Origin of the sequence: Nonomuraea marmarensis (genome assembly GCF_043197025.1) — a bacterium.
In the GTDB taxonomy this organism is placed as follows: Bacteria; Actinomycetota; Actinomycetes; order Streptosporangiales; family Streptosporangiaceae; genus Nonomuraea; species Nonomuraea marmarensis.
This window is the reverse complement of the sequence record NZ_JBICRM010000001.1, coordinates 66934-90486: the sequence shown is the minus strand read 5'-3', so window position 1 is coordinate 90486 and position 23553 is coordinate 66934. Positions and strand designations below refer to the sequence as shown.

General features: G+C 70.3%; 26 protein-coding genes. 13 read left to right on the top strand and 13 right to left on the bottom strand.

The window, feature by feature from the left end; genetic code table 11:
* Positions 1-4 precede the first annotated feature (4 nt).
* The 4 genes from ACFLIM_RS00490 to ACFLIM_RS00475 all read left to right on the top strand — a co-directional run bounded on the left by ACFLIM_RS00490 (position 5) and on the right by ACFLIM_RS00475 (position 3084).
* The gene (locus ACFLIM_RS00490) at positions 5-1777 is read left to right on the top strand and encodes an NAD+ synthase (RefSeq protein ID WP_393160628.1); all 1773 of its coding nucleotides are present in this window, start codon (positions 5-7) and stop codon (positions 1775-1777) included.
* A gap of 76 nt (positions 1778-1853) precedes the next feature.
* The gene (locus ACFLIM_RS00485; protein ID WP_393160626.1) at positions 1854-2216 is read left to right on the top strand and encodes a metalloregulator ArsR/SmtB family transcription factor; all 363 of its coding nucleotides are present in this window, start codon (positions 1854-1856) and stop codon (positions 2214-2216) included.
* Entirely contained in the window at positions 2213-2743 is a 531-nt protein-coding gene (locus ACFLIM_RS00480; RefSeq protein WP_393160624.1) for an SRPBCC family protein, read from the top strand. Before ACFLIM_RS00485 ends, ACFLIM_RS00480 begins: the two co-directional genes overlap by 4 nt.
* The gene (locus ACFLIM_RS00475) at positions 2740-3084 is read left to right on the top strand and encodes a GNAT family N-acetyltransferase (protein ID WP_393160622.1); all 345 of its coding nucleotides are present in this window, start codon (positions 2740-2742) and stop codon (positions 3082-3084) included. Before ACFLIM_RS00480 ends, ACFLIM_RS00475 begins: the two co-directional genes overlap by 4 nt.
* Here the strand turns inward: ACFLIM_RS00475 and ACFLIM_RS00470 are convergent.
* Positions 3074-3709 carry an SDR family NAD(P)-dependent oxidoreductase gene (locus tag ACFLIM_RS00470; RefSeq protein WP_393160620.1) on the bottom strand — a complete coding sequence of 212 codons (636 nt, stop codon included), beginning with the start codon at positions 3707-3709 and terminating at the stop codon, positions 3074-3076. The genes ACFLIM_RS00475 and ACFLIM_RS00470 overlap by 11 nt on opposite strands.
* Positions 3710-3783: 74 nt before the next feature.
* Between ACFLIM_RS00470 and ACFLIM_RS00465 the strand changes: the two genes are divergently transcribed.
* Together ACFLIM_RS00465 and ACFLIM_RS00460 are read left to right on the top strand one after the other, a co-directional pair.
* Positions 3784-4167 (top strand): MerR family transcriptional regulator, encoded by a 384-nt coding sequence (locus tag ACFLIM_RS00465; protein ID WP_393160618.1) that lies wholly within the window; start codon positions 3784-3786, stop codon positions 4165-4167.
* A 293-nt stretch (positions 4168-4460) separates the two neighbouring features.
* Complete coding sequence (locus tag ACFLIM_RS00460; RefSeq protein WP_393160616.1) at positions 4461-5819, top strand: sensor histidine kinase; 1359 nt, start codon at positions 4461-4463, stop codon at positions 5817-5819.
* A 167-nt stretch (positions 5820-5986) separates the two neighbouring features.
* Here ACFLIM_RS00460 and ACFLIM_RS00455 read toward each other — a convergent pair whose 3' ends face one another.
* The 3 genes from ACFLIM_RS00455 to ACFLIM_RS00445 all read right to left on the bottom strand — a co-directional run bounded on the left by ACFLIM_RS00455 (position 5987) and on the right by ACFLIM_RS00445 (position 9572).
* On the bottom strand, positions 5987-6589 hold the full coding sequence (locus ACFLIM_RS00455; protein ID WP_393160614.1) for a TetR/AcrR family transcriptional regulator: 603 nt from the start codon (positions 6587-6589) through the stop codon (positions 5987-5989).
* Between the two features lie 7 nt (positions 6590-6596).
* Positions 6597-8162: an MFS transporter gene (locus tag ACFLIM_RS00450; protein WP_393160612.1), complete on the bottom strand. Its 1566-nt coding sequence runs from the start codon at positions 8160-8162 to the stop codon at positions 6597-6599.
* A 159-nt stretch (positions 8163-8321) separates the two neighbouring features.
* The gene (locus tag ACFLIM_RS00445; protein WP_393160610.1) at positions 8322-9572 is read right to left on the bottom strand and encodes an MFS transporter; all 1251 of its coding nucleotides are present in this window, start codon (positions 9570-9572) and stop codon (positions 8322-8324) included.
* Positions 9573-9707: 135 nt separating this feature from the next.
* Here ACFLIM_RS00445 and panB point away from each other — a divergent pair, with 135 nt between their 5' ends.
* Complete coding sequence (panB, locus tag ACFLIM_RS00440; RefSeq protein ID WP_393160608.1) at positions 9708-10538, top strand: 3-methyl-2-oxobutanoate hydroxymethyltransferase; 831 nt, start codon at positions 9708-9710, stop codon at positions 10536-10538.
* A 50-nt stretch (positions 10539-10588) separates the two neighbouring features.
* Here the strand turns inward: panB and ACFLIM_RS00435 are convergent, their stop codons facing one another.
* Both ACFLIM_RS00435 and ACFLIM_RS00430 read right to left on the bottom strand, forming a co-directional pair.
* Positions 10589-11533, bottom strand: a complete 945-nt coding sequence (locus ACFLIM_RS00435; protein ID WP_393160606.1) for a serine/threonine dehydratase — start codon at positions 11531-11533, stop codon at positions 10589-10591.
* Positions 11530-12702, bottom strand: a complete 1173-nt coding sequence (locus ACFLIM_RS00430; protein WP_393160604.1) for a trans-sulfuration enzyme family protein — start codon at positions 12700-12702, stop codon at positions 11530-11532. The genes ACFLIM_RS00435 and ACFLIM_RS00430 overlap by 4 nt, the downstream gene beginning before the upstream one ends.
* 60 nt (positions 12703-12762) lie before the next feature.
* Here ACFLIM_RS00430 and ACFLIM_RS00425 point away from each other — a divergent pair, with 60 nt between their 5' ends.
* Positions 12763-14193, top strand: a complete 1431-nt coding sequence (locus ACFLIM_RS00425) for an aminotransferase-like domain-containing protein (RefSeq protein ID WP_393160602.1) — start codon at positions 12763-12765, stop codon at positions 14191-14193.
* 27 nt (positions 14194-14220) lie between these two features.
* Positions 14221-14904 carry an alpha/beta hydrolase gene (locus tag ACFLIM_RS00420; protein ID WP_393160600.1) on the top strand — a complete coding sequence of 228 codons (684 nt, stop codon included), beginning with the start codon at positions 14221-14223 and terminating at the stop codon, positions 14902-14904.
* Positions 14905-14919: 15 nt separating this feature from the next.
* Here the strand turns inward: ACFLIM_RS00420 and npdG are convergent, their stop codons facing one another.
* Both npdG and ACFLIM_RS00410 read right to left on the bottom strand, forming a co-directional pair.
* A complete protein-coding gene (gene npdG, locus ACFLIM_RS00415; RefSeq protein WP_393160598.1) occupies positions 14920-15573 on the bottom strand; it encodes an NADPH-dependent F420 reductase in 654 nt (217 codons plus the stop codon).
* A 100-nt stretch (positions 15574-15673) separates the two neighbouring features.
* A complete protein-coding gene (locus ACFLIM_RS00410; protein WP_393160596.1) occupies positions 15674-16816 on the bottom strand; it encodes a lipase family protein in 1143 nt (380 codons plus the stop codon).
* 172 nt (positions 16817-16988) lie between these two features.
* On the opposite strand from ACFLIM_RS00410, the gene ACFLIM_RS00405 reads away from it, so the two are divergent.
* Positions 16989-17567, top strand: coding sequence for a hypothetical protein (locus tag ACFLIM_RS00405; protein ID WP_393160594.1), 579 nt, complete (start codon positions 16989-16991; stop codon positions 17565-17567).
* Here the strand turns inward: ACFLIM_RS00405 and ACFLIM_RS00400 are convergent.
* Positions 17564-18517 (bottom strand): LysR family transcriptional regulator, encoded by a 954-nt coding sequence (locus ACFLIM_RS00400; RefSeq protein WP_393160592.1) that lies wholly within the window; start codon positions 18515-18517, stop codon positions 17564-17566. The two genes, ACFLIM_RS00405 and ACFLIM_RS00400, sit on opposite strands and share 4 nt — an antisense overlap.
* Positions 18518-18590: 73 nt before the next feature.
* Here ACFLIM_RS00400 and ACFLIM_RS00395 point away from each other — a divergent pair, with 73 nt between their 5' ends.
* Together ACFLIM_RS00395 and ACFLIM_RS00390 are read left to right on the top strand one after the other, a co-directional pair.
* Positions 18591-18842, top strand: a complete 252-nt coding sequence (locus ACFLIM_RS00395) for a CBU_0592 family membrane protein (RefSeq protein WP_393160590.1) — start codon at positions 18591-18593, stop codon at positions 18840-18842.
* Positions 18839-19246, top strand: a complete 408-nt coding sequence (locus ACFLIM_RS00390) for a cyclase family protein (protein WP_393160588.1) — start codon at positions 18839-18841, stop codon at positions 19244-19246. Before ACFLIM_RS00395 ends, ACFLIM_RS00390 begins: the two co-directional genes overlap by 4 nt.
* Positions 19247-19254: 8 nt before the next feature.
* Here ACFLIM_RS00390 and ACFLIM_RS00385 read toward each other — a convergent pair whose 3' ends face one another.
* Positions 19255-19431: a hypothetical protein gene (locus tag ACFLIM_RS00385; RefSeq protein ID WP_393161609.1), complete on the bottom strand. Its 177-nt coding sequence runs from the start codon at positions 19429-19431 to the stop codon at positions 19255-19257.
* 32 nt (positions 19432-19463) lie between these two features.
* Between ACFLIM_RS00385 and map the strand changes: the two genes are divergently transcribed.
* Positions 19464-20312, top strand: a complete 849-nt coding sequence (gene map / locus ACFLIM_RS00380; protein WP_393160586.1) for a type I methionyl aminopeptidase — start codon at positions 19464-19466, stop codon at positions 20310-20312.
* A gap of 12 nt (positions 20313-20324) precedes the next feature.
* Here map and ACFLIM_RS00375 read toward each other — a convergent pair whose 3' ends face one another.
* From ACFLIM_RS00375 to ACFLIM_RS00365, 3 genes are all read right to left on the bottom strand, one after another.
* The gene (locus tag ACFLIM_RS00375) at positions 20325-20717 is read right to left on the bottom strand and encodes a sensor histidine kinase (protein ID WP_393160584.1); all 393 of its coding nucleotides are present in this window, start codon (positions 20715-20717) and stop codon (positions 20325-20327) included.
* A gap of 207 nt (positions 20718-20924) precedes the next feature.
* On the bottom strand, positions 20925-22901 hold the full coding sequence (locus ACFLIM_RS00370) for a cytochrome c oxidase assembly protein (RefSeq protein WP_393160582.1): 1977 nt from the start codon (positions 22899-22901) through the stop codon (positions 20925-20927).
* Between the two features lie 25 nt (positions 22902-22926).
* Positions 22927-23517: a copper resistance CopC family protein gene (locus ACFLIM_RS00365; protein WP_393160580.1), complete on the bottom strand. Its 591-nt coding sequence runs from the start codon at positions 23515-23517 to the stop codon at positions 22927-22929.
* Positions 23518-23553: the final 36 nt, after the last annotated feature.

Genomic DNA, 23553 nt, shown 5'->3' with positions numbered 1-23553 from the left:
TCGCGTGGCACAACTGCGCATTGCCCTGGCACAGACGAACCCGACCGTCGGCGACCTCTCCGCCAACGCGGACCGGCTGGTCGCGTGGACCCGCGACGCCGCCGACCGCGGGGCTCACCTCGTCGTCTTCACCGAGATGTTCCTCACCGGCTACCCCGTGGAGGACCTCGTGCTGCGCACGTCCTTCGTGGACGCCAGCATCCGCACCCTGGAGGAGGTGGCGCGCAGGCTGAAGCAGGAGGGCCTCGGCGACCTGCCGGTGGTGGCCGGCTACGTCGACCGCCTGGGCCTGGCCCCGCGCGTGGGCCAGCCGAAGGGCGCCCCGCTGGACGCGGCCGCGCTGCTCTACCGGGGCGAGGTGGTGGCCCGCACGTCCAAGCACCACCTGCCGAACTACGGGGTGTTCGACGAATACCGCTACTTCGTGCGCGGCGACCGGTTGCCGATCTTCCGGCTCCACGGGGTGGACGTGGCCATCGCGGTGTGCGAGGACCTGTGGCAGGAGGGCGGTCCCGTGGCCGTCGTCGGGCAGGCCGGAGCCGGGCTGCTGGTGGTGCCGAACGCTTCGCCGTACGAGAAGGAGAAGGACGACGTGCGCCTGGAGCTGTGCGCGCGCAGGGCGCGCGAGGCGGGGTGCGCGCTCGTCTACGTGAACCAGGTCGGCGGGCAGGACGAGCTGGTCTTCGACGGCGACTCGATCGTGGTGGACGGCTCCGGCTCGCTGGTGGCGCGGGCGGGGCAGTTCAAGGAGGAGCTGCTGGTCGTGGACCTGGACCTGCCGGTCTCGGACTCGGAGGTCGGTTCGTTCCCGTACGACGCGGGCGACGGCTCCACGATCACGGTGGACCGCCTGGCGCTGGCCTCCGACCCGGTCGAGCCCTACGCGCCGGCGCCGGCGCGGATCGCGGAGCGCCTGAGCCTGCAAGGGGAGGTGTACTCGGCCCTGGTGCTGGCGGTCCGGGACTACGTGGCCAAGAACGGCTTCCAGTCGGTCATCCTGGGCCTGTCCGGCGGCATCGACTCGGCCCTGACGGCCACGATCGCCGCGGACGCCATCGGCCCCTCCCGGGTCAACGTGGTGCTCATGCCCTCCCGATACTCCTCGGACCATTCCCTGGCCGACGCGGCGGACCTGGTGCGCCGGCAGGGCCTGGCGTCGCAGGTGGTGCCGATCGCCGAGATCGTCAACGCGTACGAGAAGGAGGTCGTCCTGTCGGGCCTGGCCGCCGAGAACCTCCAGGCCAGGGTACGCGGCATGATCCTCATGGGCCTGTCCAACGAGCACGGCCACCTGGTGCTGACCACGGGGAACAAGAGCGAGCTGGCAACCGGCTACTCCACCCTTTACGGCGATTCGGCCGGAGGTTTCGCCCCGATCAAGGACGTACCGAAGACGATGGTGTGGGAGCTGGCCAAGTGGCGCAACGCCCACACGGACCCTGAGTTCCTCCTGAAGGCGGAGACGCCGATCCCGGAGAACTCGATCGTCAAGGAGCCGAGCGCGGAGCTACGGCCGGACCAGCGGGACACGGACTCCCTGCCACCGTACGAGGTCCTGGACCGGTTGCTGGACGACTACGTGGAGAAGGACATGGGCTCGCAGGAGCTCATAGCGGCAGGCCACGACCCGGCGCTGGTGACGAGGGTCATCCGCTTGGTGGACCTGGCCGAGTACAAGCGCCGCCAATACCCTCCAGGCCCCAAGATCACCCCCAAGAACTTCGGCCGAGACCGCCGCCTACCCATCACCAACCGCTGGCGCGAAACCACGGGCTGAGGACCGGCGAGGAAGCCTCGCGCTGTCGGACGGAGGAAGCCTGGCTAACGCGTAACCGATGCGTTACGCTTTTTGGGTGGACGAGGTGGCAGGGGCGATCGCGGATCCGGTGCGGCGGCAGATCCTGGTGATGCTCCGGGATGGGCGCCTCTCCGCCGGAGAGGTCGCCGAGCGCTTCGCGATCAGCCGGCCCGCTGTGAGCCGCCACCTGCGCGTGCTCAGGCAGAGCGGGCTGATTCGCGCCGAACTCGTCGGCAGGCAACGCTTCTACACGCTCGATCCCGAGCAGTTCACCGAGCTCATTGACTGGCTCGACCACTTCGTCCGGCCCGCCGGGTGGGAGCACCGCCTCGACGCGCTGGAGACGGAGGTCTACCGAACACGCCGCGAACGCCGCCCGCGCGGCGCGACCGACGGCAGGAAGGAAGATACGGCATGAACCGGATCCCCACCGGCAAGCTGTTCCGGACGAGCGCGGGAACGGATCTCGTTCTCGGCCGGACGTTCCGCGCACCCATCGAGGACGTGTGGGCGAGCGTGACTGAATCCGACCGCACGGCCCGCTGGTTCGGCCCGTGGGAAGGCGACGCCGCGCCCGGCCGGACGATCAAGGTGCAGATGCTGTACGAGGAGAAGGCCCCCTGGTTCGAGATGCGCATCGACGCGTGCGACCCGCCACGCCGGCTGGCGGTGTCCTCGCTCGACGAGTTCGGGGGCTGGCACATGGAGCTGCTGCTGTCCGAAACGGACGGCTCGACGACACTGCGGTTCGTACAGCACCTCGACACCGAGGACGGCATCGGCGAGATCGGCCCCGGCTGGGAGTACTACCTCGACGCGCTCGTGGCCGCCCGCGACGACTCGCCCAAACCGGACTTCGACGATTATTACCCCGCGATGAAACCGTACTTCGACCAGCTCGCCGGCGAACACGGGGGCCGATCGGCCCCTGATCCGTCGCCATGACCGACACCCTCAGGGATGTCGACCTGCTCCGCATCGAGATCGGCGTGATCTGGACCCTCGACGACCATGGCCGCCTCCCCGGACCCGAGGACGTGGTGATCGGCGTGGCGGCCGACGGCATGATCGGGGCGGTGGGCAGGAACGTGCCCGAGGCGGGCACCTGGACCTCTCCCGCGTTCCGTGGCCGTGGGTACGCGGCCACGGCCACCGCCGCCTGGGCGGATCTCTTCTCGGGCACCCGCCTGTTCTACAGCACGAGCGCCGACAACCATTCGTCCCAGCGGGTGGCCGCGCGGCTCGGATTGCGCAACATCGGCTGGCTCTGGAAGCTCACGCGCTGACGCCGCTGTGCAGGATTTCGAGCTCCCATTCGTCCCGGGGCTGGGTGTGCAGGCGCCAGTAGTGCTCGGCGATTTCGTCGGGATCGAAGTCCGTGCCCGGCGCGACCGGCCCGGCGACGGTGACGCTGGCCACGTGGACGCCGGAGGGTCCGTACTCCTCGTCGAGCAGCGCCACCAGCGTCCGCACGCCCGCCTTGCCGAGGGAGAGGCTGACGTACCGTGCCTTGGGCTCGGGCATCCCCCCGGTGATGATGAACGTACCGCTGCCGCGCCGCGCCATCGCGGGCGCGACGTGCGCGGTCGCGACCAAAGCACCCACCACGTTGACCGCCCAGGCCTCCAGGTGAGCACGTACGGTCGCCTCTCCCGGTGTGTCTGGCCGGATGATCGCGGCGTTGTAGACCACGACGTCCGGCGTGCCGAGCTCTGCACCGGCCGCGTCGAGGGCCGCGCGGAGTTGGGTCTCGTCGCCGCTGTCGGCCGTGTACGCGAGCACCCCCTCCAGACCGAGCGTCTTACCGGTACGTGAGACAAGGGCGACCGGCAGCCCTTCTTTCGCGAACCGCCGGGCGACCGACCGGCCGATCCCCGGCCCCGCCCCGATAATCACCGCTCCCGGCATCATCGGCTCCTTCCCGTTGTTGCACCTGGACACAGCGACGCTAAGGCGTCACATCGATGTGAAGGTCAAGGGAGCAGATGAGGATCGGAGACCTGGCCCACGAGACCGGGGTGAGTCGGCGGCTGCTGCGGTACTACGAGGAGCAGGGCCTGCTCCGGCCGCTGCGACTGCCCAACGGCTACCGCGAGTACGGCGAGTCGGACGTCGCCGCGGTCCGCCACATCCGTACGATGCTGGCGGCCGGCCTGCCCACGGCGGTCATAGCCAGGCTGCTGGACTGCGTCCACGACGACGGCGACCGGATGGTGCCGACGGCCTGCCCGGGCATGGTGACCAATTTGCGACGAGAGCGCCGGCGCATCGCGGAGACGATCGAACGGCTCCAGACGTCCCAGCAGGCACTCGACACCATGCTCGCCGCCGCCCAATCAGGGCCTCGGCCGACGTCGGCCGCGCGATGAACTACGCAGGTCAGACGGACCCCACGCAAGGGGTCGGCTCAAGCCGCCTCCTTGGTCCGTCCATCGACAGATCACGTGGAGTCCCCGCATTCCCGGCCGGTGCGATCACCAGGTCCATCAGCTCTCGCCCCCGGTCGGGGGCGCGGACTCACCCAGCGCCGCAGCCCCGTGCCGAGCCGACGAGAGCGGGTTACGCAGCCGTGGAGGGGATTTGGTGAGGTGTTGGCCGAATGCGTTCTTTCATCTCACGAATGGCCAAGGGCACGCCTCTAGCCTGGTAGTAGGGGCAGACCATGATGACGCCATGGCGCCGCTGGTCGGTGCGGACTTCTTTGACCTTGGCGACGGTAGTCGTGATGAGTGTCCTGTGCGTGGCCATCAGCGTGCTGATCCTGGCGATGGTCCACAACAACCGCAACATGGAGCGCAATCGCGTCAATCAAGGCGCGGCCACGCGTGTGGTCGGTCTGCTCGCACGCAATCAGCTTCCCCCGATGATCGACGATCGTTCGGTTGCCGCCCTTCAAGTCCTCGCCCCCACTGGCCGGATCGTGTCCGCGAGCCCCACCATGGTCGGCCACCCGCGCATGGCCTCATTCACCCCGCCACGACCACAACGCCTGGGCCGCGCACAGACCGTGTGCCACGTGCCCGGCTTCGGGGATGCGTGCCTGCTCGTCTCGGTCCAGCGTGCCCCCAGGCCGGACGGCGACTGGATCATCTACGCAGCCGCCCCCGCCTCGCCCTGGTATGTCAACGATCAGCTCCCTGCGAGCTTGCTGGCGGGATCCGTGCTCTTCGTCGCAGTCACGGCGATCAGCGCGCGCCGTATCGTCGGCCGATCGCTCAAGCCGGTCGATGGCATCCAGGCGCAACTCTGCAAGATCACCTCAACCGACCTCAGATACCGGGTTCCGGTGCCCGTACCGCATGATGAGATCCGCGACCTGGCCTGCACCGTGAACAGCGTCCTGGACCTGCTGGAGACGGCGCTGCACCGCGAGCGGCGCTTGACCGCCAACGCCTCACACGACCTGCGCAGCCCCATTACCGCGATGCGCACCCAGATCGAAGAGGCACTCTTGTACCCCCGGGACACCGACTGGCCCGCCGTCGCCCAGGCCGTCCTGCAAAGCCTCGATCGCCTCCAAGTGATCGTCACCGACCTGCTGCAGCTCACCCGCATCGACGCGGGCGAGACCGGTGCGATGACGCCAGTAGACCTGAGCGACCTGGTACGCCGCGAACTGGCACGCTACCCCCGCGCGGTGAACATCGACTCTGACCTTCAGCCTGCCCTGGTCTATGGCCACAGCCTTCAGCTCGGCCGGTTGCTCACCAACCTCCTCGACAACGCCGAACGCCACGCCTCCTCTACCGTGACGGTCCGTCTGGATCGTGACAACGATCAGGCTGTGCTGGTGGTCCACGACGACGGCCCCGGCATCCCTGCCGATCAGCGGGATGTGGTGTTCCAGCGCTTTTCCCGGCTGGACACCGCCGGAAACAGGGACGCCACAGCCTCCGGCCTCGGGCTGCCGATCGCCCGGGAGATCGCCAAACACCACGGCGGAACGCTTACCCTTGAGGATTCCGAGCACGGCGCCCGTTTCGTCGCGCGCATCCCCCTCCACAACGCACAGTCGGACTAGCGCGCGCCGCGCGATCAGCGCCTCGATCGTCCTCCTGGTCGCGGCGGTGCTGTTCGTTAGGGCTTTTCAGATGGCGTATGGCGCCCAGGCCCGTGTGGCACCTGGAAATGACTCACGGAGGCGGCCACAGGGCTGCCTCCGTGAGCGGATCCAAGACTCCGCGAAACTCAGGGGGCCATTCCGGCCAGGGCCGCGTCGACGACGCGTTCGGCCAGGTCGGGGGGGAGATCCCCGGCGGGGCCCCACTTGGTGTGCCAGAGCATGACGCCCGAGAGCAGGGCCATGCCCATGTCGACGTCCAGGTCGGCTCTGAGCTCGCCGGAGGCGATGCCGCGCTCGATCACGGCTCGCATCGCCTCCCTGCGGGGCTCGATGGCCCGCTTCACGAAGCGCTCCATCAGCCGCGGGTAGCGGTCGGCCTCGCTCATCGCGATGTTCATCACGCAGCGGGAACGGGTGTGGCCCGCCTCCCTGCGCATCGCGTCGAGCAGGGAGATCAGGTCGTCGCGCACCGAGGTGCCGGTGAGCGGCGGCAGGGGCGCCTTGAGGGTGGAGAGCGCGTCGACGACCAGGTCCTCCTTGTTGGACCAGCGCCGGTAGATCGTGGTCTTGCCGACACCCGCCCTCGACGCGATCGCCTCGATGGACAACTCGGAGACTCCCATGCCCTCGCCGATCAGGTCGAGAGTCGCCTCGATGATCGCCTTTTCGGCCTTCTCGCTGCGCGGACGGCCCGCCGGACGGGCAGTCCCTGATTCCTGGATCGTCATCGAGGCCTCACACTACAACTGATTCCTTCTGTTCCGCGTGCTTGACTGGGCGCGGCTTTCCCGGCATCCACCTGGCGACCACCGCGACGCCGATCAGTGCGATCACGGCCGACACCAGCGCCGTGACGTGCATGCCGTCGATGAACGCGGCGAACGCGGGCTTGATCAGCGCCTGCCCCCTCTCGCCCAGCTCCTGGGCGAGGCCGAGCGTGGCCACGACCGACTCACCGGCGGCGTGTTGCGCGTCGGCGGGCAGCCCGGCCAGCGTGGGCGCCATCTCACCGCGGTAGCTGGAGGACAACACCGAGCCGAGCACGGCCACGCCGAGCGCGCCGGCCACCTGGCGGACGGTGTTGCTCATAGCCGAGCCGACACCGGCCTTCTCCCTGGGCAGCGACTCCATGATGGCGGTCGTGGCGGGCGGCATGATGTTGGCCATCGCGGCGCCCTGGACGAAGAAGATGATCTCGATCAGCAGGACGGGCGTGCTCTGGTCCATGATCGCGTAGCTGGCCAGCGCCCCTGTCACCACGATCATGCTGACCGTGGCCGACAGCTTGCCGCCGAACCGCTGGTGCACCCGCTGGCTGAGCGGCGCGAAGATGAGCTGCGCCGCGGCGAACGGGATCATCAGCGCCCCCGCCTGCACCGGCGAGAAGCCCAGCACGACCTGCAGGTAGAAGGTCAGGAAGAACATCCCGCCCATCATCGCGAAGAAGACGATGCCCATCATGCCGATGGCCGAGCTGAAGCGGACGTTGGTGAAGTTGCGCACGTCGAAGACCGGGTGGTCGATGCGCCGCTCCCACCACACGAACACGCCCAGCACCGCCAGCCCGATCAACGTCGGCACCAGCACCTCGGCGCTCGCCACCGTGGCCAGCTCGCCGCCGCGGATGATGCCGTAGACGACGGCCACCAGGCCGATGATCGACAACACCACGCCGAACGGGTCCAGCCTGGACGGCTTCGGGTCCCGCGACTCGGGCACGACGGTGGCGATAAGGATCATGCTGATGATCACGATCGGCACGTTGATCAGGAAGACCGAGCCCCACCAGAAGCGCTCGATGAGAAGTCCGCCCGTGATGGGGCCGATGGCCACCGCGAGCCCCACGCCACCGGCCCACACGCCGATCGCCTTGCCACGCTCACCGGGCGGGAAGATATTGGAGATGATGGCCAGGGTCGCCGGCATGATCGCCGCGCCGCCGATGCCCATCGCCGCCCTCGCGAAGATCAGTTGCATCGGATCCTGCGAGTAGGCACTGGCCAGCGAGGCCAGGCCGAACAGCGCCATACCGATGAACAACATGCGCTTTCGCCCTGTTCGGTCACCGATCACGCCGAACGTGAACAGCAACCCGGCGAACACCAGCGTGTAGGAGTTGATCGCCCACTCCAGCTCGCTCTGCGTCGCCCCCAAGCCGACCGTCTTGTCGGCGATGGTCTTCATCGCCACGTTGAGGATCGTGTTGTCCAGTACGACCGCCAGCAGGCTGAACACCAGCACGCCGAGGATTCCCCAGCGGCGTGGATGCCCTGTACTCGGGTCCACGACTACGTTCTTCATGAAAGTATCCCTAATTTCGATACGCCTGAGTTTCGCAACGTCACCGTATCGCAAGCTATTCCGATACGCAACGGTCCCGTTTCGTAAACCCTAGGTTAACTCCCCACCACCTCTCCCGGACGAGCCGGTGCGCACCCCCGGGCATCGCTCCGGGCGCGCTCAGGCCCGGGACGATGAGGCCGTTTCTGGTGTGTCCGCCACGGCCGCCACCACCCCTTCCACATCCATGACCGGTGCCGGGGAGACCGCCGGGCGGCGGCGCCAGAACGGGGCGGCGATCGCCACCATGGCCACCCCCACCAGGCCCGCCACCACGAACGCCCACGCAGGGCCGCTGCCGTCGATGATGGCCCCGGCGATGGGTGCCGACGTCGCGCCGCCGATCAGCAACGCGGTGCCGTGGAAGCCCATCGCCTCTCCCCGCGCCCCGGCGGGCACCCAGCGGGTGAGCGCGTCGACGGTGGACGACAGGGACGGCGCGCAGAGCAGACCGGCGGGCAGCAGCGCCAGGACCAGCCAGCGCCAGTCGCCTGTGGCCAGGCCCACCGGGACGGTCAGCAGGCCCATGGACGCGATGAGGACCAGGGGTGAGAAACCGCGCGACAGGCCGCCGTACACGAAGCCGCCGATCAGGGAGTAAACGCACCAGATGCCCACGGCGAGGCCCACCCACGCGGTCTGGCCCGCGTGGTTCATGGTGGCGACCAGCGACAACTCGCTCGCGGTGAGCACGAACGTGGCCGCCGCCGTCGTCCCGAGCAACGCCGCGAACCCCGGGGTGAGCCACTGCCGCCTGGGCACCTTCACCGCCTGCTCCGCGAGCTCGACGGCCGAGCGGGTGGGCGGATTGAGGACGATCAGGCCCAGGCCCGCCGCCGTCATGCCGACCCCGATGACCGTCATCGTCACGCCGCTGCCCAGCGTCGTCACGCCCGCCACCGCCAAGGCGGGACCGGTCATATAGGACAGCTCGACCAGCATCGAGTCGAGCGCGAACCCGATGCGCCGCTGCGGCACGGGCACCAGGGCGGCCAGGCACTGCCTGGTCACGCTGAACACCGGCAACGCCAGCAGCCCCGCCAGCGCCGCCGCCCCGACCAGCGCAGGGAACGGCAGCGCCCACGCGCACGCCCAGAACGCCGCCTGCACCACAGTGGTGACGGTGAGCACGGGACGCAGGCCGTGCTTGTCGACGAACCTTCCCGACAGCGGGGAGCCGATCGCCATGCCGATCGTGCTGGCCATCGTGATCAGCCCGGCCTTGCCGTAGCCCAGCTTCATCACCTCGGCCACGTGCAGCGTCAGCGCCATGCCCGTGGCCGTGTAGGGAATCCGCGCCAGCAGTCCCACCAGCAGCAACGTCGGGACGCCCGGGATCTTGAGCAGGCGTCGGTAAGGGTCGAGAGCCATGGGTTTCGTTACCTCCGCACTGATTCTGGCAAGCGGCACCGACAGTTTCGCCACAGGTTTTCCGCGCGTGACATCATCGGAGATGTCCGGGGACGCCACCGGGGCGCCTCGAGACGTTTCTGGAGGTTCTTGCGCATGTCCTCTTCAACCACGCTGTACGGCGGCGCCTCAGGACGAAGAGTCACCGTCCGCGACCTCACGGCCGCCAAGGAGCGCGGAGAGCGGTGGGCCATGGTCACCGCCTACGACGCGATGACGGCCGGGGTGTTCGACCGGGCGGGCATCCCGGTCCTGCTGGTGGGCGACTCGGCGGCGATGGTCGTCTACGGCTACGACTCCACGCTGCCCGTCACGGTCGACGACCTCCTGCCTCTCACGGCGGCCGTGGTACGCGGGTCGTCGCGGGCGCTCGTGGTCGCGGACCTGCCGTTCGGGTCGTACCAGTCCTCGCCCCAGCAGGCGCTGGAGTCGGCGGCGCGCTTCATGAAGGAGGCGGGCGCGCACGCGGTCAAGCTGGAGGGCGGCCGCCGGGTCCTGCCGCAGGTCGAGGCGCTGGTCTCGGCGGGCGTACCGGTCATGGCGCACCTCGGGCTGACCCCGCAGTCGGTCAACGTCCTGGGCGGCTACCGCGTGCAGGGGCGTGGCCAGTCGGGTGACGAGCTCACGTCGGACGCCAAGGACCTGGAGCGGGCCGGGGCGTTCTCGGTGGTGCTGGAGTGCGTGCCCGCCGATCTGGCGCAGCGGGTGACCACGTCGCTGGCGATCCCGACGATCGGAATCGGGGCGGGGGCGGCGACGGACGCGCAGGTCCTGGTGTGGCAGGACCTGATGGGGCTCACGCCACGCCCGGCCAGGTTCGTCAAGCGATATGCGGACCTGGCAGGCGAGATGGACCGCGCCGTCCGCGCCTTCGCCGCCGACGTGACGTCGGGGGCCTTCCCGGCTCCGGAACACACGTACAGCTGACTCAGGGACTCGGGCGGGCGTCGAGACGACCGCGCCCGCCCCGCGGCTGGTCAGGTGGTCAAGGTGGCAGGGTCGGTGTTGGAGCCGCACACCACGACCGCCACCCGCTCCCCCGGAGCCGGGGTGTAAACCCCCGACAGCAGCGCGGCGTACGCGGCCGCGCCCGCGTGCTCGGCCGCCACCCGGTGCCGCGCCCAGAGGGTACGCCGGGCCGCCACGATCGCCTCGTCGCTCACCAGCACACTCTCCACCCGCGCCCCGGAAGCAGGCCCCGCCAGGATCTCGAAAGCCAGGCCGCCGAGCTTGGTGGCGCCCAGGGCATCGGCCGCAACCCCGCCGACCTCGACCGGCACCGGCTCTCCCGCCCGCAACGCCGCGTGCAGGGTCGGGCACCGCTCGGGCTCCACGGCGACGATCCGCGGCCCCGCCGAAGAAGGCGCCGCCGCCGAGGACGTGCCCAGCGTGATCCCCGCGGCGAAGCCGCCGCCGCCGACGGCCACCACCACCGTGTCCACACCCCCGGTCTGCTCCATGAGCTCCAGCCCGGTGGTCCCCTGACCGGCCACGACCTCAGCCTGGTCATAGGCGTGCACCGCCAGCGCCCCCGTCTCGGCGGCCCGCTTGGCGGCGGCTTCGGCGGCCTCTGAGTAGATGGCCCCCGTCTGGGTGATGTGCGCGCCGAGCGCCTCGAGCCCGGCCACCTTCACCGGGCTCGCCACCTCGGGCACGAAGATCTCGGCCCGCACCCCCAGCTCCCGTGCCGCATAGGCGACGGCCAGCCCGTGATTGCCCCCACTGGCGGCGATCACCCCGCCGGCGGGCAGCGCACCGGCGGACAGGATCCGGTTGAACGCCCCGCGCACCTTGAAGGTCCCAGAGTGCTGGAGCAGCTCCAGCTTGAAGAACAACCCCGGAGAGACCTCGAGCACGGGCGTGCGGAGCACGAGCCCGGAGATCCTCCTGGCCGCCGCCGGCACGTCCTCGTGGGTGATCACGACAATGCCTGGGACACGTCGGCCCACAGGTCCTCGGGGTTCTCGATGCCCACGGAAATGCGTACGGTGCCCTCGCCGATGCCGTTGCGCGCCAGCTCATCGGCGCTGAGCGAACGATGCGACGTGGTGGCGGGATGCAGCACGAGCGTCTCGACGCCGCCCAGCGAAGGGGCGAGCAGCGCCAGACGTACGGAGCTCATGAACTTCTCCCCCGCCGCCCGCCCACCGGCCAGGTCGAACGAGAACACCCCGCCGAACCCGGACAGCAGCTTGCCCGCCAGCGCGTACGAGGGATGCGACTCCAGCCCCGGCCAGTGCACGGCCGCGACGGCGGGATGCGAGGCGAGCCGGGTGGCCAGGAACTCGGCGTTGGAGCAGTGGCGTTCCATGCGCACGGCCAGGGTCTGCAGCCCGCGCAGCGTCAGCCACGACGCGAACGGCTCGGCCGTGGCCCCCAGCGAGATCGCGAAGTGCCACACCTTCTCGTAGAGCGACGAATCGGCGAAGACCGCGATCCCGCCCACCACGTCGGTGTGCCCGCCCAGGTATTTGGTGGTGGAATGCACGACGACGTCCGCCCCGTGCTCGATCGGGCGGCACAGCAGGGCGGTGGCGAACGTGTTGTCCACCACCGACACGAGACCCAGCTCGCGGGCCGCCCCGCACATCCCGGGCAGATCGGCCACCAGGGTCATCGGGTTGCTGATCGTCTCCAGGTAGACGAGCACGGTCTCCGGGCGTACGGCGGCGCGCAGGGCGGCGGGGTCGTTCTCCGGCACATACGTCACGGTGATCCCGAACCTGCCCACCAGTTCGTTGATCATGGCGGCGGTCCCGCCGTACAGGGACGTCTGGGCGATCAGGTGGTCGCCGGGCTTGAGCAGGCCGAGCAGGACGGTGTTGATGGCCCCCATGCCCGAGCCCGTGGCGATGGCGCCCGCGCCGCCCTCGAGCCCGGCGACGGCCAGCTCCAGCGAGCGGACGGTGGGGTTGGTGTAGCGCCCGTACACGTACGCGCCGTCGGGACGTCCCATGGAGTCGGCCATCAGGGCGGGGTCGTCGAAGACGAACCCGGAGGTCTGGTAGATGGGCATGGTGATCGGACGGCTGCCCTCGACCATCGGCTGCGGCAGGTGCACGGCCCGGGTATCGGGGCGGAAATCGTTCATATGACCAGGATCCCTTGCGACGGGGATTCCGCGTCAGAGCCAATGCGGGACAATTGGTTCATGAATGGGGCCAATCTTGATGACCTCGTCGATCTGCTGGGGCGGTGGGCGTCCGGGCGTGGGCCACTCTACCTGCTGCTCACGGCCAGGTTGCGGGCGCTCATCGACGACGGGGTGCTGCAGCCGGACGAGCAACTGCCGCCCGACCGGGTGCTGGCCAAGCGGCTCGCGGTGGGCCGGGGCACCGTGGTCGCCGCGTACGATCTGCTGCAGCAGGAGGGCCGCGTGGTGCGCCGCCAGGGCAGCGGCACCCGGGTGGCCGCGCTCGACCTGCCCGCGACCAGGGCCGCCGACGGCGTGGTGACCAACCCGCTGCTGCTGCACCTCCTGCATCCGCCGGACGGGGTGCAACTGCTGACGTGCGCCGCTCCGCCCGACCCGCCGCGGGCGTTGTTCGAGGCGTACGAGGAGGCGGGCGCGCAGCTGGCCGACGTACGGGAGCTGGGCTATCAGGTGGCGGGCAATCCGGCCTTGCGGGCCGCGCTGGCCGCGTACTACACCGGGCGCGGCCTGCCGACGACGCCCGAGGAGATCATCGTCACCACGGGCGCGCAGCAGGCCCTCACCCTGCTCACCGGGCTGCTGGTGGCGCCGGGCGACACCGTGCTGACCCAGGCGCCGACGTACCCGGGCGCGCTGGAGGTATTCAGGCACGCGGCCGCGGTCGTCCGCCCCGTGCTCCTGGACCAGGCGGGCTCCGCCATGCGCGAACGCCCCTCGCTGGCCTACTTCGTCCCCACCGCCCGCAACCCGGACGGCGCCGTCATGGACAACCCGGCCCGCAGGCGGCTGGCCGCGCTCGCCGCCGAGCACGACGTGCCGCTGATCGACGACGAGGTACGCGCCGAGTTGTGCTTCTCGGGCGAGACGCCGCCGCCGCTGGCCGCGTTCGGGCGAGATGAGCAGGTCATCACGATCGGCTCGATGAGCAAGCTCGTCTGGGGCGGCATGCGGGTGGGCTGGATCCGCGCGGCGGCGCCGCTGGTGTCGCGCCTGGCCAGGCTGCGGGCCGTACACGATCTCGGGGGCGAGGTCTTCAGCCAGCTCGCCGCCGTCGCGCTGCTGCGCCGCCTGGACGAGATCCGCAAGGAGCGCGTGCGCACGCTGCGCGAGCGCCACGACCACCTGTGCGCCGAGTTGCGGGCGCACCTGCCGTCCTGGTCGTTCGAACCCGCCCGCGGCGGCCAGACCATCTGGGTACGCCTACCGCGCGGCGACGTCGACTCGTTCGTCCAGGTGGCGCTCAGGCACGGGGTCGCGGTGCCGCCGGGGAGGGCGTTCGACCCGCTGGGCGGGCACGGCGACCACATGCGGCTGCACTTCCTGTTTCCCGAGGACGAACTTTCGCGGGCGGTGAACAACCTGGCCGCGGCCTGGGCCGCCTACGACGGAGCCGGTCGCACGGTCTCCCGCCACACCCTCATCGTCTGACAGTGTGGAGTCATGGAGAGTGCAGCCATGGTTACCACTTTCGTCCTCGTGCACAGCCCCTCCGTCGGGCCTTCGACGTGGGCGCCCGTGGCGGAGTCGCTGGAGCGCCGGGGGCACGCGGCCGTGGTGCCCGACGTGACCGGCGCCGCGACGGGCGGGGCGCCGTACTGGCCGCGGGTGGTGGAGGCGGTGCGCGGCGCCGCCCCTGACACCCCCGTCGTGCTGGTCGTGCACAGCAACGCCGGATTCTTCCTGCCAGTGATCAAGGAGGGACTGGGCGATCGGGTGGTGGCGTGCGTGTTCGCCGACGCGCACATCCCGCCGCGCGACGGGCTGATCAAGGTCGCGAACGAAGGGTTCCTGCCCTTCCTGCACGACCTGGCGGGCCCCGACGGCGTGCTGCCGCGCTGGACCGACTGGTGGGACGAGGAGGACGTGGTGGCCATGCTGCCCGACCCCGCCGTACGCGTGCGGGTGGCGGCCGAGCAGCCCCGCCTGCCGCTCGACTACTACACGCAGACCCTGCCGGTGCCCGCCGACTGGGACGACGTCAGGTGCTCGTTCCTGTGGTACGGCCCCCCGTACGACGAGGTGGCCGAGGAGGCGGCCAGGAGGGGCTGGCCCGTGACCCGCCTGCCGGGCCTGCACCTGCACCAGCTCATCGACCCGGAGGGCGTCACGGACGCGCTGCTCAAGCTCTCGCGGAAGTGAAAGAGCCGGCGGTGATCAGATGTCGGTGATCCGCAGCCCCGCGTGCGCCTTGTAGCGGCGGTTCACCGAGATGATGTTGGCGGTGAGCGCCTCGATCTGGTGGGCGTTGCGCAGCCGGCCGCCGTAGACGCCGCGCACGCCGGGGATGACCTCCGCCAGCGCCTGCACCGTGTCCGTGGCCTCGCGGTCGTCCCCGAGCACCAGGACGTCCAGATCCACCTTGTCCACCGCGGGATCCATCAGCACGACCGCCGACACATGGTGGAACGCCGCCACCACCCGGCTGTCCGGCAACACCGCCGCGGCCTGCTGGGCGGCGCTGCCCTCCTCGACCGGCAGCGCGTAGGCGCCCTGCTTGTCGAACCCGAGCGGGTTGACGCAGTCGACCACGATCTTCCCGGCCAGCTCGGCCCGCAGGGACTCCAGCAATGCCTTGTGCCCTTCGTACGGCACCGCCACGATCACGAGGCCGGCCCGGGCGGCCACGTCGGCGTTCTCGCCTCCGGTCGCCCCGGACCCGATGGAGCCGGCCGCGTCATGAGCGCGCTGGGCGCTGCGCGACCCGATCAGCACCGGGTGCCCCGCCAGCGCGAACCGTCGCGCCAGCCCTTTCCCCTGGTCACCGGTGCCGCCGAGAATCGCGATGGAAAGCCCGTTCACGTCAGTCATAACCCAGATCATGCCAGCCCCGCCGAACGGCACCCGAACCCGCCCGTCACTCGTCCAGCCGGGAGCCGGGCCCGGATCGCCGGGCCCGGCTGGAATCGAGCTAGCAGTTGCCGAAGGCAGGCAGCCCGAGAATCCGCAGCGCCAGCCACTCGATGGCCAGCGGACCCCCTTCGATCGCCCCCGTGACATGGTCGGGCGCGGGCAGCGCGGTCCAGCGCACGTTCACCCCGGCCCGGCAGTACTCGGACCGCAACGTGGACCCGACCGCCAGCGGGATGATCTGGTCGCCTCTCGCGTGATACAGGAACATCGGCACCCGCGGCGCCATGGCCCCGAGCCGGTTCTCGCCGAGCCGCGCCAGCCACTTCGGCTGGTTGAGCAGGTCGACCGGGCTCAGGTCGGAGAAGCGCAGCCCGGCCAGCTTGCTCAGGTCGCCCACGCAGTCGTCGGCGGCGTCGGCGAGCAGGGCGCGGCCCCGGTCGTTGAGGTCGGCTTCGAGGTCGAGCTCGGGGTAGGCGGCGTCGAACCCGACCCCGGCGGCCGCGGCCAGCCCGAAGTCGGCTCCGCCGTCCAGGTGGTCGGCGACGGCGTGCAGGTCGGCGGGCACGCCTCCAGCGGCGACGCCCTTGAGCCGGAGGTCAGGCGCGTACGAGGGCTGCAACTGGGCGGCCCACCCGGCCGACGAGCCGCCCTGGGAGTAGCCCATGACGGCGACCGGCGCCCGGGTCGACAACCCGGCGCCGGACACCCGCGTGGCTGCCCTGATCGAGTCGAGCACGGCGTGCCCCTGCGAGATCCCGGCCATGTACGTGTGCTGGCCCGGCGTCCCGAGCCCCTCGTAGTCGGTCATGGCCACCGCGAACCCCTTGAGCAGGAACAGGCTCACCAGCGCGAGCTCGGCCTCCTGGCCCTGGCTCATGCTGACTGAGGGCGCGCACTGGTCGCCGAGGCCGTGGGTGCCGACGGCGTACCCGATGATCGGGCGGGCGCCGAGCGGGTAGCCGCTCTTCGGTACGAGCAGCGTGCCGGACACCGTGTTGAGAGCGCCGGTGGCGGAAGTGGAGTGGTAGAGGAGGTGCCAGGCGTTGACGGGCACCTCCAGCAGTTTGCCCGGTAGGAGGTAGACCGTGGTGGGTTGTGCGGAGACCACGTCCCCAGCGGCCGCGGCGCGGGCCGGGGTCGTGGTGAGGGACATGATCGATAACAGGATCATGGACATGCTGACGCGGACACGTAAGTTCATGTGCCGCCCCTCTCCGTGATGATCACACACTGGGACGGCGGCGCCGCCAGCCGATCGTTACCCGTGGGTAACCCCATGTCAAGGCCCGAAATGACGGAGACACACACCTCGTGTCAAACCATCACTCCCGAATCAGCCACCCCGCGTGTGCCGGTCGGGCACCATGGAGAACATGGACTCCGGATCGGTGGCCTTCCTGCGCGAGCTCCTGGCCGACAGCGGCTGGCTGGAGCGCGCTCGCGAGCTGGGCCTCGCCCTGCGTGCCACCCGCTCGCCCGGCGGCCTGCTGCTGGTCGGCACCCCCGACGACGAACCCTGGCACCTGACCGCGCATCTCAGCGACGAGGCCAGGCTCTCCGGCCTGCCGCAACTCTCCCCCACCCTGGTGCGCTGGGCGCCGCCCGCCGGCGCGCCCGCCCACCTGAGCATCGGCCTCGAACGCCTGGAGCAGGCGGCCCGGGGCGAGACGTTGTTCGTGCTGTCCGAGCAGCAGGCGCCGGTACCGCTGCTCGAACGCGTCGACGACGCCCGCCGCACGGGGGCGACGATCCTGGCGATCGAGGGCGGCGATCCGGAGCTGGCCGGGCTGGCGCACGACGCGATCGCGGTGCCGCGGGAGGGGCTGGTGACGTTCGACGGGGCCCAGCACCTGGTGAGCGCGGCGGCCGGCCAGGTCGAGCAACGCCCCAGCCTCCGGGCGCGCCTGGCCCGCCTGCTCGCGAAGGTCAGCGGCCCTCAGGTGACCGACTAGGAGTCGAGGGGCTCGGGCGTGCCGAGGTGCCCTCGCAGCGTCGTCTCCAGCGCCGCCGTGGCCTCCTCGATCGCGCCGATCACCACGGCCTGCACCGGGTCCGGCTCCCCCGACCTGGTACGGCTGACCCGCGTGACCGCGTCCAGCCTGCGTGCGCCCACGTCACGGACCTCGCTCACCCGTACCTCGCCCTCGGGCACGTCCAGCAGGGCCAGCGCGGGCACGATCGCCACCCCGTGCCCGGCCGCCACCAGCGCCAGCGTGGGCCCGAACTCCGTGATGACGTGCACCTTGCGCGGCTCGAACCCGTGCAGCCCGGCCAGCCGCTCCAGTGCCTGCCCGCACGCCTGGCTGGGCTCGCCGGCCACCCATGGGAGCTGCATCAGGTCGGCCGTGCCCGGCGGGTCCGGCCAGTCAGGGGGTAGCACGACGCGGTATTCGTCCACGTACAGCAGCCGCGTGGTCAGCGACGGCTGCGACAGGGCGGGCTGGCCCATGTCCTGTTCGGTGATGAGCAGATCCACCGCCCCCAGCCGCAGCTCCTGCAGCGCGGGCTGCCCGTAGATCTCGTGGATGATCGGCGTGATCTTGGGATGGCGTACGGCCAGGTCACGCATGGCGGGCACCAGCACGTGCTTGATGACCGTGGGAAAGGCGGCGATGCGTACCGGCCCGGCCAGGCGCTCGGTAAACCGGGTGAGCTCCCGCCTGGCCTCGATCAGCTCGTCCTCCACGCGTTCGGCGTAGCCGGCGAGCACGCGCCCGGCCGGGGTGAGCGACACGCTGCGCTGGGAGCGGTCGATGAGGGCGAGGCCGACCTCGCGTTCGAGCTGGGCGAGTTGCTGGGAGACGGCGGAGGGGGTCAGGTAGAGCGCCTCGGCGGCCCGCATCACACCGCCGCGACGGGCGACCTCGTGCAGGACACGCAGCCGCCGAGGATCAATGTCCATGCAGGTCAGCTTACGCGACCCTTTAGGTAACTTTAATTGTGCTTTATATCGAAAAATCCTGACAATAGCCCCTATGGATCTCCTCCTCGCCGCCGTCGGCTGGATCGGCGCCGCCCTGCTGCTGATCGGCTACGCCCTGGTCTCGTCGTCCCGCATGTCGGGGGACGGGCCGGCGTACCAGCTCATCAACCTCGCGGGCTCGGTCGGCCTGATGCTCAACAGCGCCTACAGCTCGGCCTGGCCGTCGGCGGGACTCAACCTCGTGTGGGCCGCCATCGGCGTCGTCGCCCTGGTCAAGCTCGCGCGAGTGGGGGTGGCCAAATGATCGCCGAACTGAGCCACCGCATCGTCGACGGCATGATCACGTATCCCGGCGTACCCGCCCCGAGGCTGAGCGTGCACCTGAGCAGGGAGGACTCGCGCAAGGTGTACGCGCCGGGCACCGACGCCTACTTCCACGGCCATCCCTACCTCGCGCCGGAGTCGGCGGCCTGGCTGGCCGATCAGGGCGCGGCGCTGGTCGGCATCGACTCCCTGAACATCGACGACACCCCGCCGCATGGCGAACGCCCCGCCCACTCGATCCTGCTGAAGGCGGGCATCCCGTTGGTGGAGCACCTGACGGGCCTGGCGGCGCTACCCGGCGAGGGCTTCCGTTTCCACGCCGCACCACCGATGGTCGCGGGCATGGGCACGTTCCCCGTCAGGGCCTACGCCATCGTGCCCTGACAGGACACCTAGTCGTCGTCTTGGTCGGCCTCGTCCCACGCCTTGTTGCGTTCGGCGGCCCGCTGCAGTGCCCCGGACGCCTCCTGCTCGGACACGTAGGGACCCATCCGGTCCTTGTTGGGGCAACCCGCGTCGGGCTCGACCCGCATGTGCTTGAGACAGAACCACCACTGGCCTTCGCTCACGAGGTCAATTCTGCCCCGTAGACTCAGGTTTCATGACGACACTGCTCCAGCCCGGGCGAGTCTCGCCCACCCGGAAGGTCCCCGCCCACATCGAGCGGCCGGAGTACGTCGGCAAGAAGCGCCCCAAGACCGGCGAGTCCGACGTGAAGAGCCTCGAGATCATCGAGCTTATGCGGGTGGCGGGCAGGATCGCCGCCCAGGCGCTCGAGGAGGTCGGCAAGCACGTCCAGCCGGGCGTCACGACCGACGAGCTCGACCGGATCGGCCACGAGTTCATGATCGACCACGGCGCCTACCCGAGCACGCTCGGCTACAAGGGCTACCCGAAGTCGCTGTGCACCTCGATCAACGAGGTAATCTGCCACGGCATCCCCGACGACACCGTGCTGCGCGAGGGCGACATCGTCAACGTCGACATCACCGCCTACATCGGCGGCGTCCACGGCGACACCGACGCGACCTACCTGGTGGGCGAGGTGGACGAGGAGTCGCGGCTGCTGGTGGAGCGCACGCGCGAGGCGATGATGCGCGCGATCAAGGCCGTCGCGCCGGGCCGGCAGCTCAACGTGGTGGGCCGGGTCATCGAGGCGTACGCCAAGCGCTTCGGCTACGGCGTGGTGCGTGACTTCACCGGCCACGGCATCGGCACGAGCTTCCACTCCGGCCTCATGGTGCCCCACTACGACGACCCGTCGCTGCGGGTGGAGCTGGTGCCCGGCATGACGTTCACGATCGAGCCCATGCTGACGCTGGGCACGATCGACTACGACATCTGGCCCGACAAGTGGACCGCCGTGACGAAGGACCGCAAGCGCACGGCCCAGTTCGAGCACACGATCCTGGTGACGGAAGCGGGCAGCGAAATCCTCACCCTCCCCTGAGCCGGCGCTGCGTCATCGGCGTTTGGCAGGCACCACCCCGGTCACCGTGGTGCCCTCTCCCAGCACGCTGTTGACCGACAGACTCCCGCCGATCTCGGCGAAAGCCGCCCGCATCCTGGCGATCCCACGCCCCGCCCCCGTCGCGGGAAAGCCCTGGCCGTTGTCGCTGACCGTCATCCGCAGCCCACTCTTACCAACGGTCACGGCGATGGACACGGTCCTGGCCCTGCTGTGCTTCTCGACATTGGACAGAGCCTCACGCATCGCGGCCATGACGCCGCCGGAAACATTCGACGGCACGTCCGTGGCCGGCAGTGCCCAGGTCTCGACCTCGATCCCCGTCCGCTCCGACCACTCGGCCAGGTAGCTCTCGAGGGCCTCGGCCAGGCTATGCCCCCCGCGCATCCGCGTCTCTTCCGACAATGGTTCTCGCCTTCCTCGGCACCCCGGGCCTGCGCCGGCCCCACTCCGGCGCTCCCACGTCGCGGTGCGCATCCCCCCTCAAGGCCTGCGCACGCTAGCTGATGGGGTTATGCCCGTCTCCCCTGTTAGGAAGGCTACCTGGCGGTCCAGAGACTTGTAGTGGGAAGATAGGAGGCCATGACCGAACGGCTACTCGCCCTTGTCAGCGCGGTTGAGACGGGCGAGGTAGGCGTTGTAGGAGTCGAGTTCTGGATCTCCGGCGCCGGTGCGATCGGCCCTGCGGTCGGCGCGCCGCGCCTGCCTGTCGTCGTCCTTGTACCACTGCGCGGCGATGGCCAGCAGCACGATCAGCGTCGGGATCTCACCGAACCCCCACGCGATCGCCCCTCCGTCCCGCTGCGTCTGCAGCAGCGTGTCCCCCCACGTGCGCCCGAGCTGCTCGTACCAGCCCGAGGCGATCACCGTCCCCATCATCATCAGCGCGATCCCGAAGAACGCGTGGAACGGCATGGTGACGAAGAGCGTCAGCAGCCGCCCCACGTACGGGAGCCGGTTGGGCCCGGGATCGACCCCGATGATCACCCAGAAGAACAGGGACCCGCTGATCAGGAAGTGCAGGGTCATCCAGATGTGCCCGAGGTGCTCGGTCATGGCCGACTCGAACAGCGGCGTGAAGTAGAGCGCGTACGTCGAGGCGATGAAGATCGAGGTGGCGACCAGGGGATGCGTGATCACCTTGGTGAACCGGCTGTGCAGGATCGTCGTGATCCACTCCCGCGGCCCTCTGTCGCCCCGCCGGGCGGCCGGTTTCAGGGCACGCAGCGCCAGCGTCACGGGCGCGCCGAGGACGAGGAAGATCGGCACGATCATGGAGAGCGTCATGTGCTCGATCATGTGCACGTCGAACATGACCTTGGCGTACCGGGCCAGCCCGCTCTGCGTGGCGAACACCAGCAGCGCCACCCCGATGAACCACGCGGCCGTACGCCCAGGGGGCCAGCGGTCGCCGCGCCGCCGGAGCCGGAGCACGCCGAGCGCGTAGAGGCCGGCCAGCGCGGCGGCGACCGCGGCGAAGAACAGGTCGAACCACCACAGAGAGAACACGTTCCCGAGCGTGATCTCCACCGGGAGGGGGAAGCCGAGCAGCTCGAAGGCCCGGTCGGCGGGGACGCTGAACTCGGGCGGCGGCGTGCGCGACAGCGCCACGGCCACGCCGATGGTGGCGAGCATGAGCAACATCTCGCCCCCGGCCAGCCGGGTGAACGCCTTGGGCCGGCCCGCTTCGAGGTCGGCCAGCGTGCGCTGCCGGTGCCAGTAGCCCACGTAGCCGAGCAGCACGAACGCCACGATCTTGGCCACGGCCAGCAGCCCGTATTGAGAGGTCCACAGGTCGGACACCGCGCCCAGCCGCGCGACCAGGCTGAACACCCCGGACAGCCCCACCCCGGCGTAGCACCACAACGCCATCCTGGAGAAGCGGGCCGCGGCCACCTCGAGCTGCGGCCGCCTGCGGATCGCGTGCAGGGCCAGCACGGCCAGCCCGCCCACCCACAGCGCGAGCGCGAGCAGGTGCAGCGAGACCGCCGACGTGGCCAGGTCGTGGTTGGGCGAGGAGGAGGTGTGCCCGGTGAGCGGCGGCGGCAGCAGCGTCGCCAGCGCGAACACCAGCAGCCCCGCGGCGGCGCCCGCCGTGATCGCGCCGCGCGAGAACAGCGCGATCGCCACCCCGAACAGGACCACGAGCGTGAGCGCCACGCCCTGCGTGGTCTGGGTGGCGTAGCTGGTGAGGATGGTGCGTTCGAGGATCTGGGGCACCGTCCTGCCGATGGACTCGGCGGCCCCGAACACGATGGCCAGGAACGCCGACCCGGCCCAGGTCAGCGCCGCCCAGGAGGCGGCCTTGACGTAGTCGACCGCGGTCTTGCCGAGCACGCCCTTGTCGTTGGGCAGCAGCGCGGCGGCCATCAGCAGCAGGCCGACGGTGGCCACGCCCGCCACGTCCATGAGCAGCTTGGACAGCGGCAGCCCCCACCTGACGACCGCCCCGGAGTCGGGCAGCCCGGGGATGATCCTCGGGAACGCCCTGCCCCCGGCGATCATCCCGATCACCAGGGCGACGACCGCGGCCGCCGCCCCCGCCAGCGCGAGACGCGCCGCCCTGCTCATGGCTTCACTCTCCGGACGCTGGTGCTCATAGCTTCTTTCTCCGGGCGCTGAGCAGGAACCCGATGCCGATGCCGACGAGCGCGCCGATCACGATGATCAGCCACACCGGGAACGTCGCCTGTTGGGCGGCCGACGCCTGGTCGGCCGCCGGCGTCGTCGCACCGGCCTGGGCGGGCGGGCTCGCCGACGCCTCAGCGGAGCTAGGGGGCGGGCTGGAGCTGGGGGGCGGGCTGGAGCTGGGGGACGGCGTCTCCGCCCCCTCCACCTTGAACGGGATCTCCCCCTCGATCGGATGCCCGTCGGAGGACACGACCCGGTAGGCGATCGTGTATTTCCCGTCGGGCAGCGGCCCCTCGACCGCCTGCGTCACCACGGCACCGTCCACCTGGGGCTTGCCCCGCTGGTGCTGGGCGTCGTCCGCGCCCCGCACGATGACGAACGGCAAACGCACCGTGGCGCTGAACTCGAGCCTGACCTCGTCCAGGGCCTTGACCTCTGCGCCCTTGGCCGGGGAGCTGCTCTTGAGCGCGTCGTGCGCCAGCGCGGGCGCGGCGGTGCCGGACACGAGCAGGGCGGCGAGAATCGCGGTGAGGGCCGCGAGCGGGGATCTCTTCATGGCACCCCCAAGGCTACCGACGCCACTGCCCGGTCC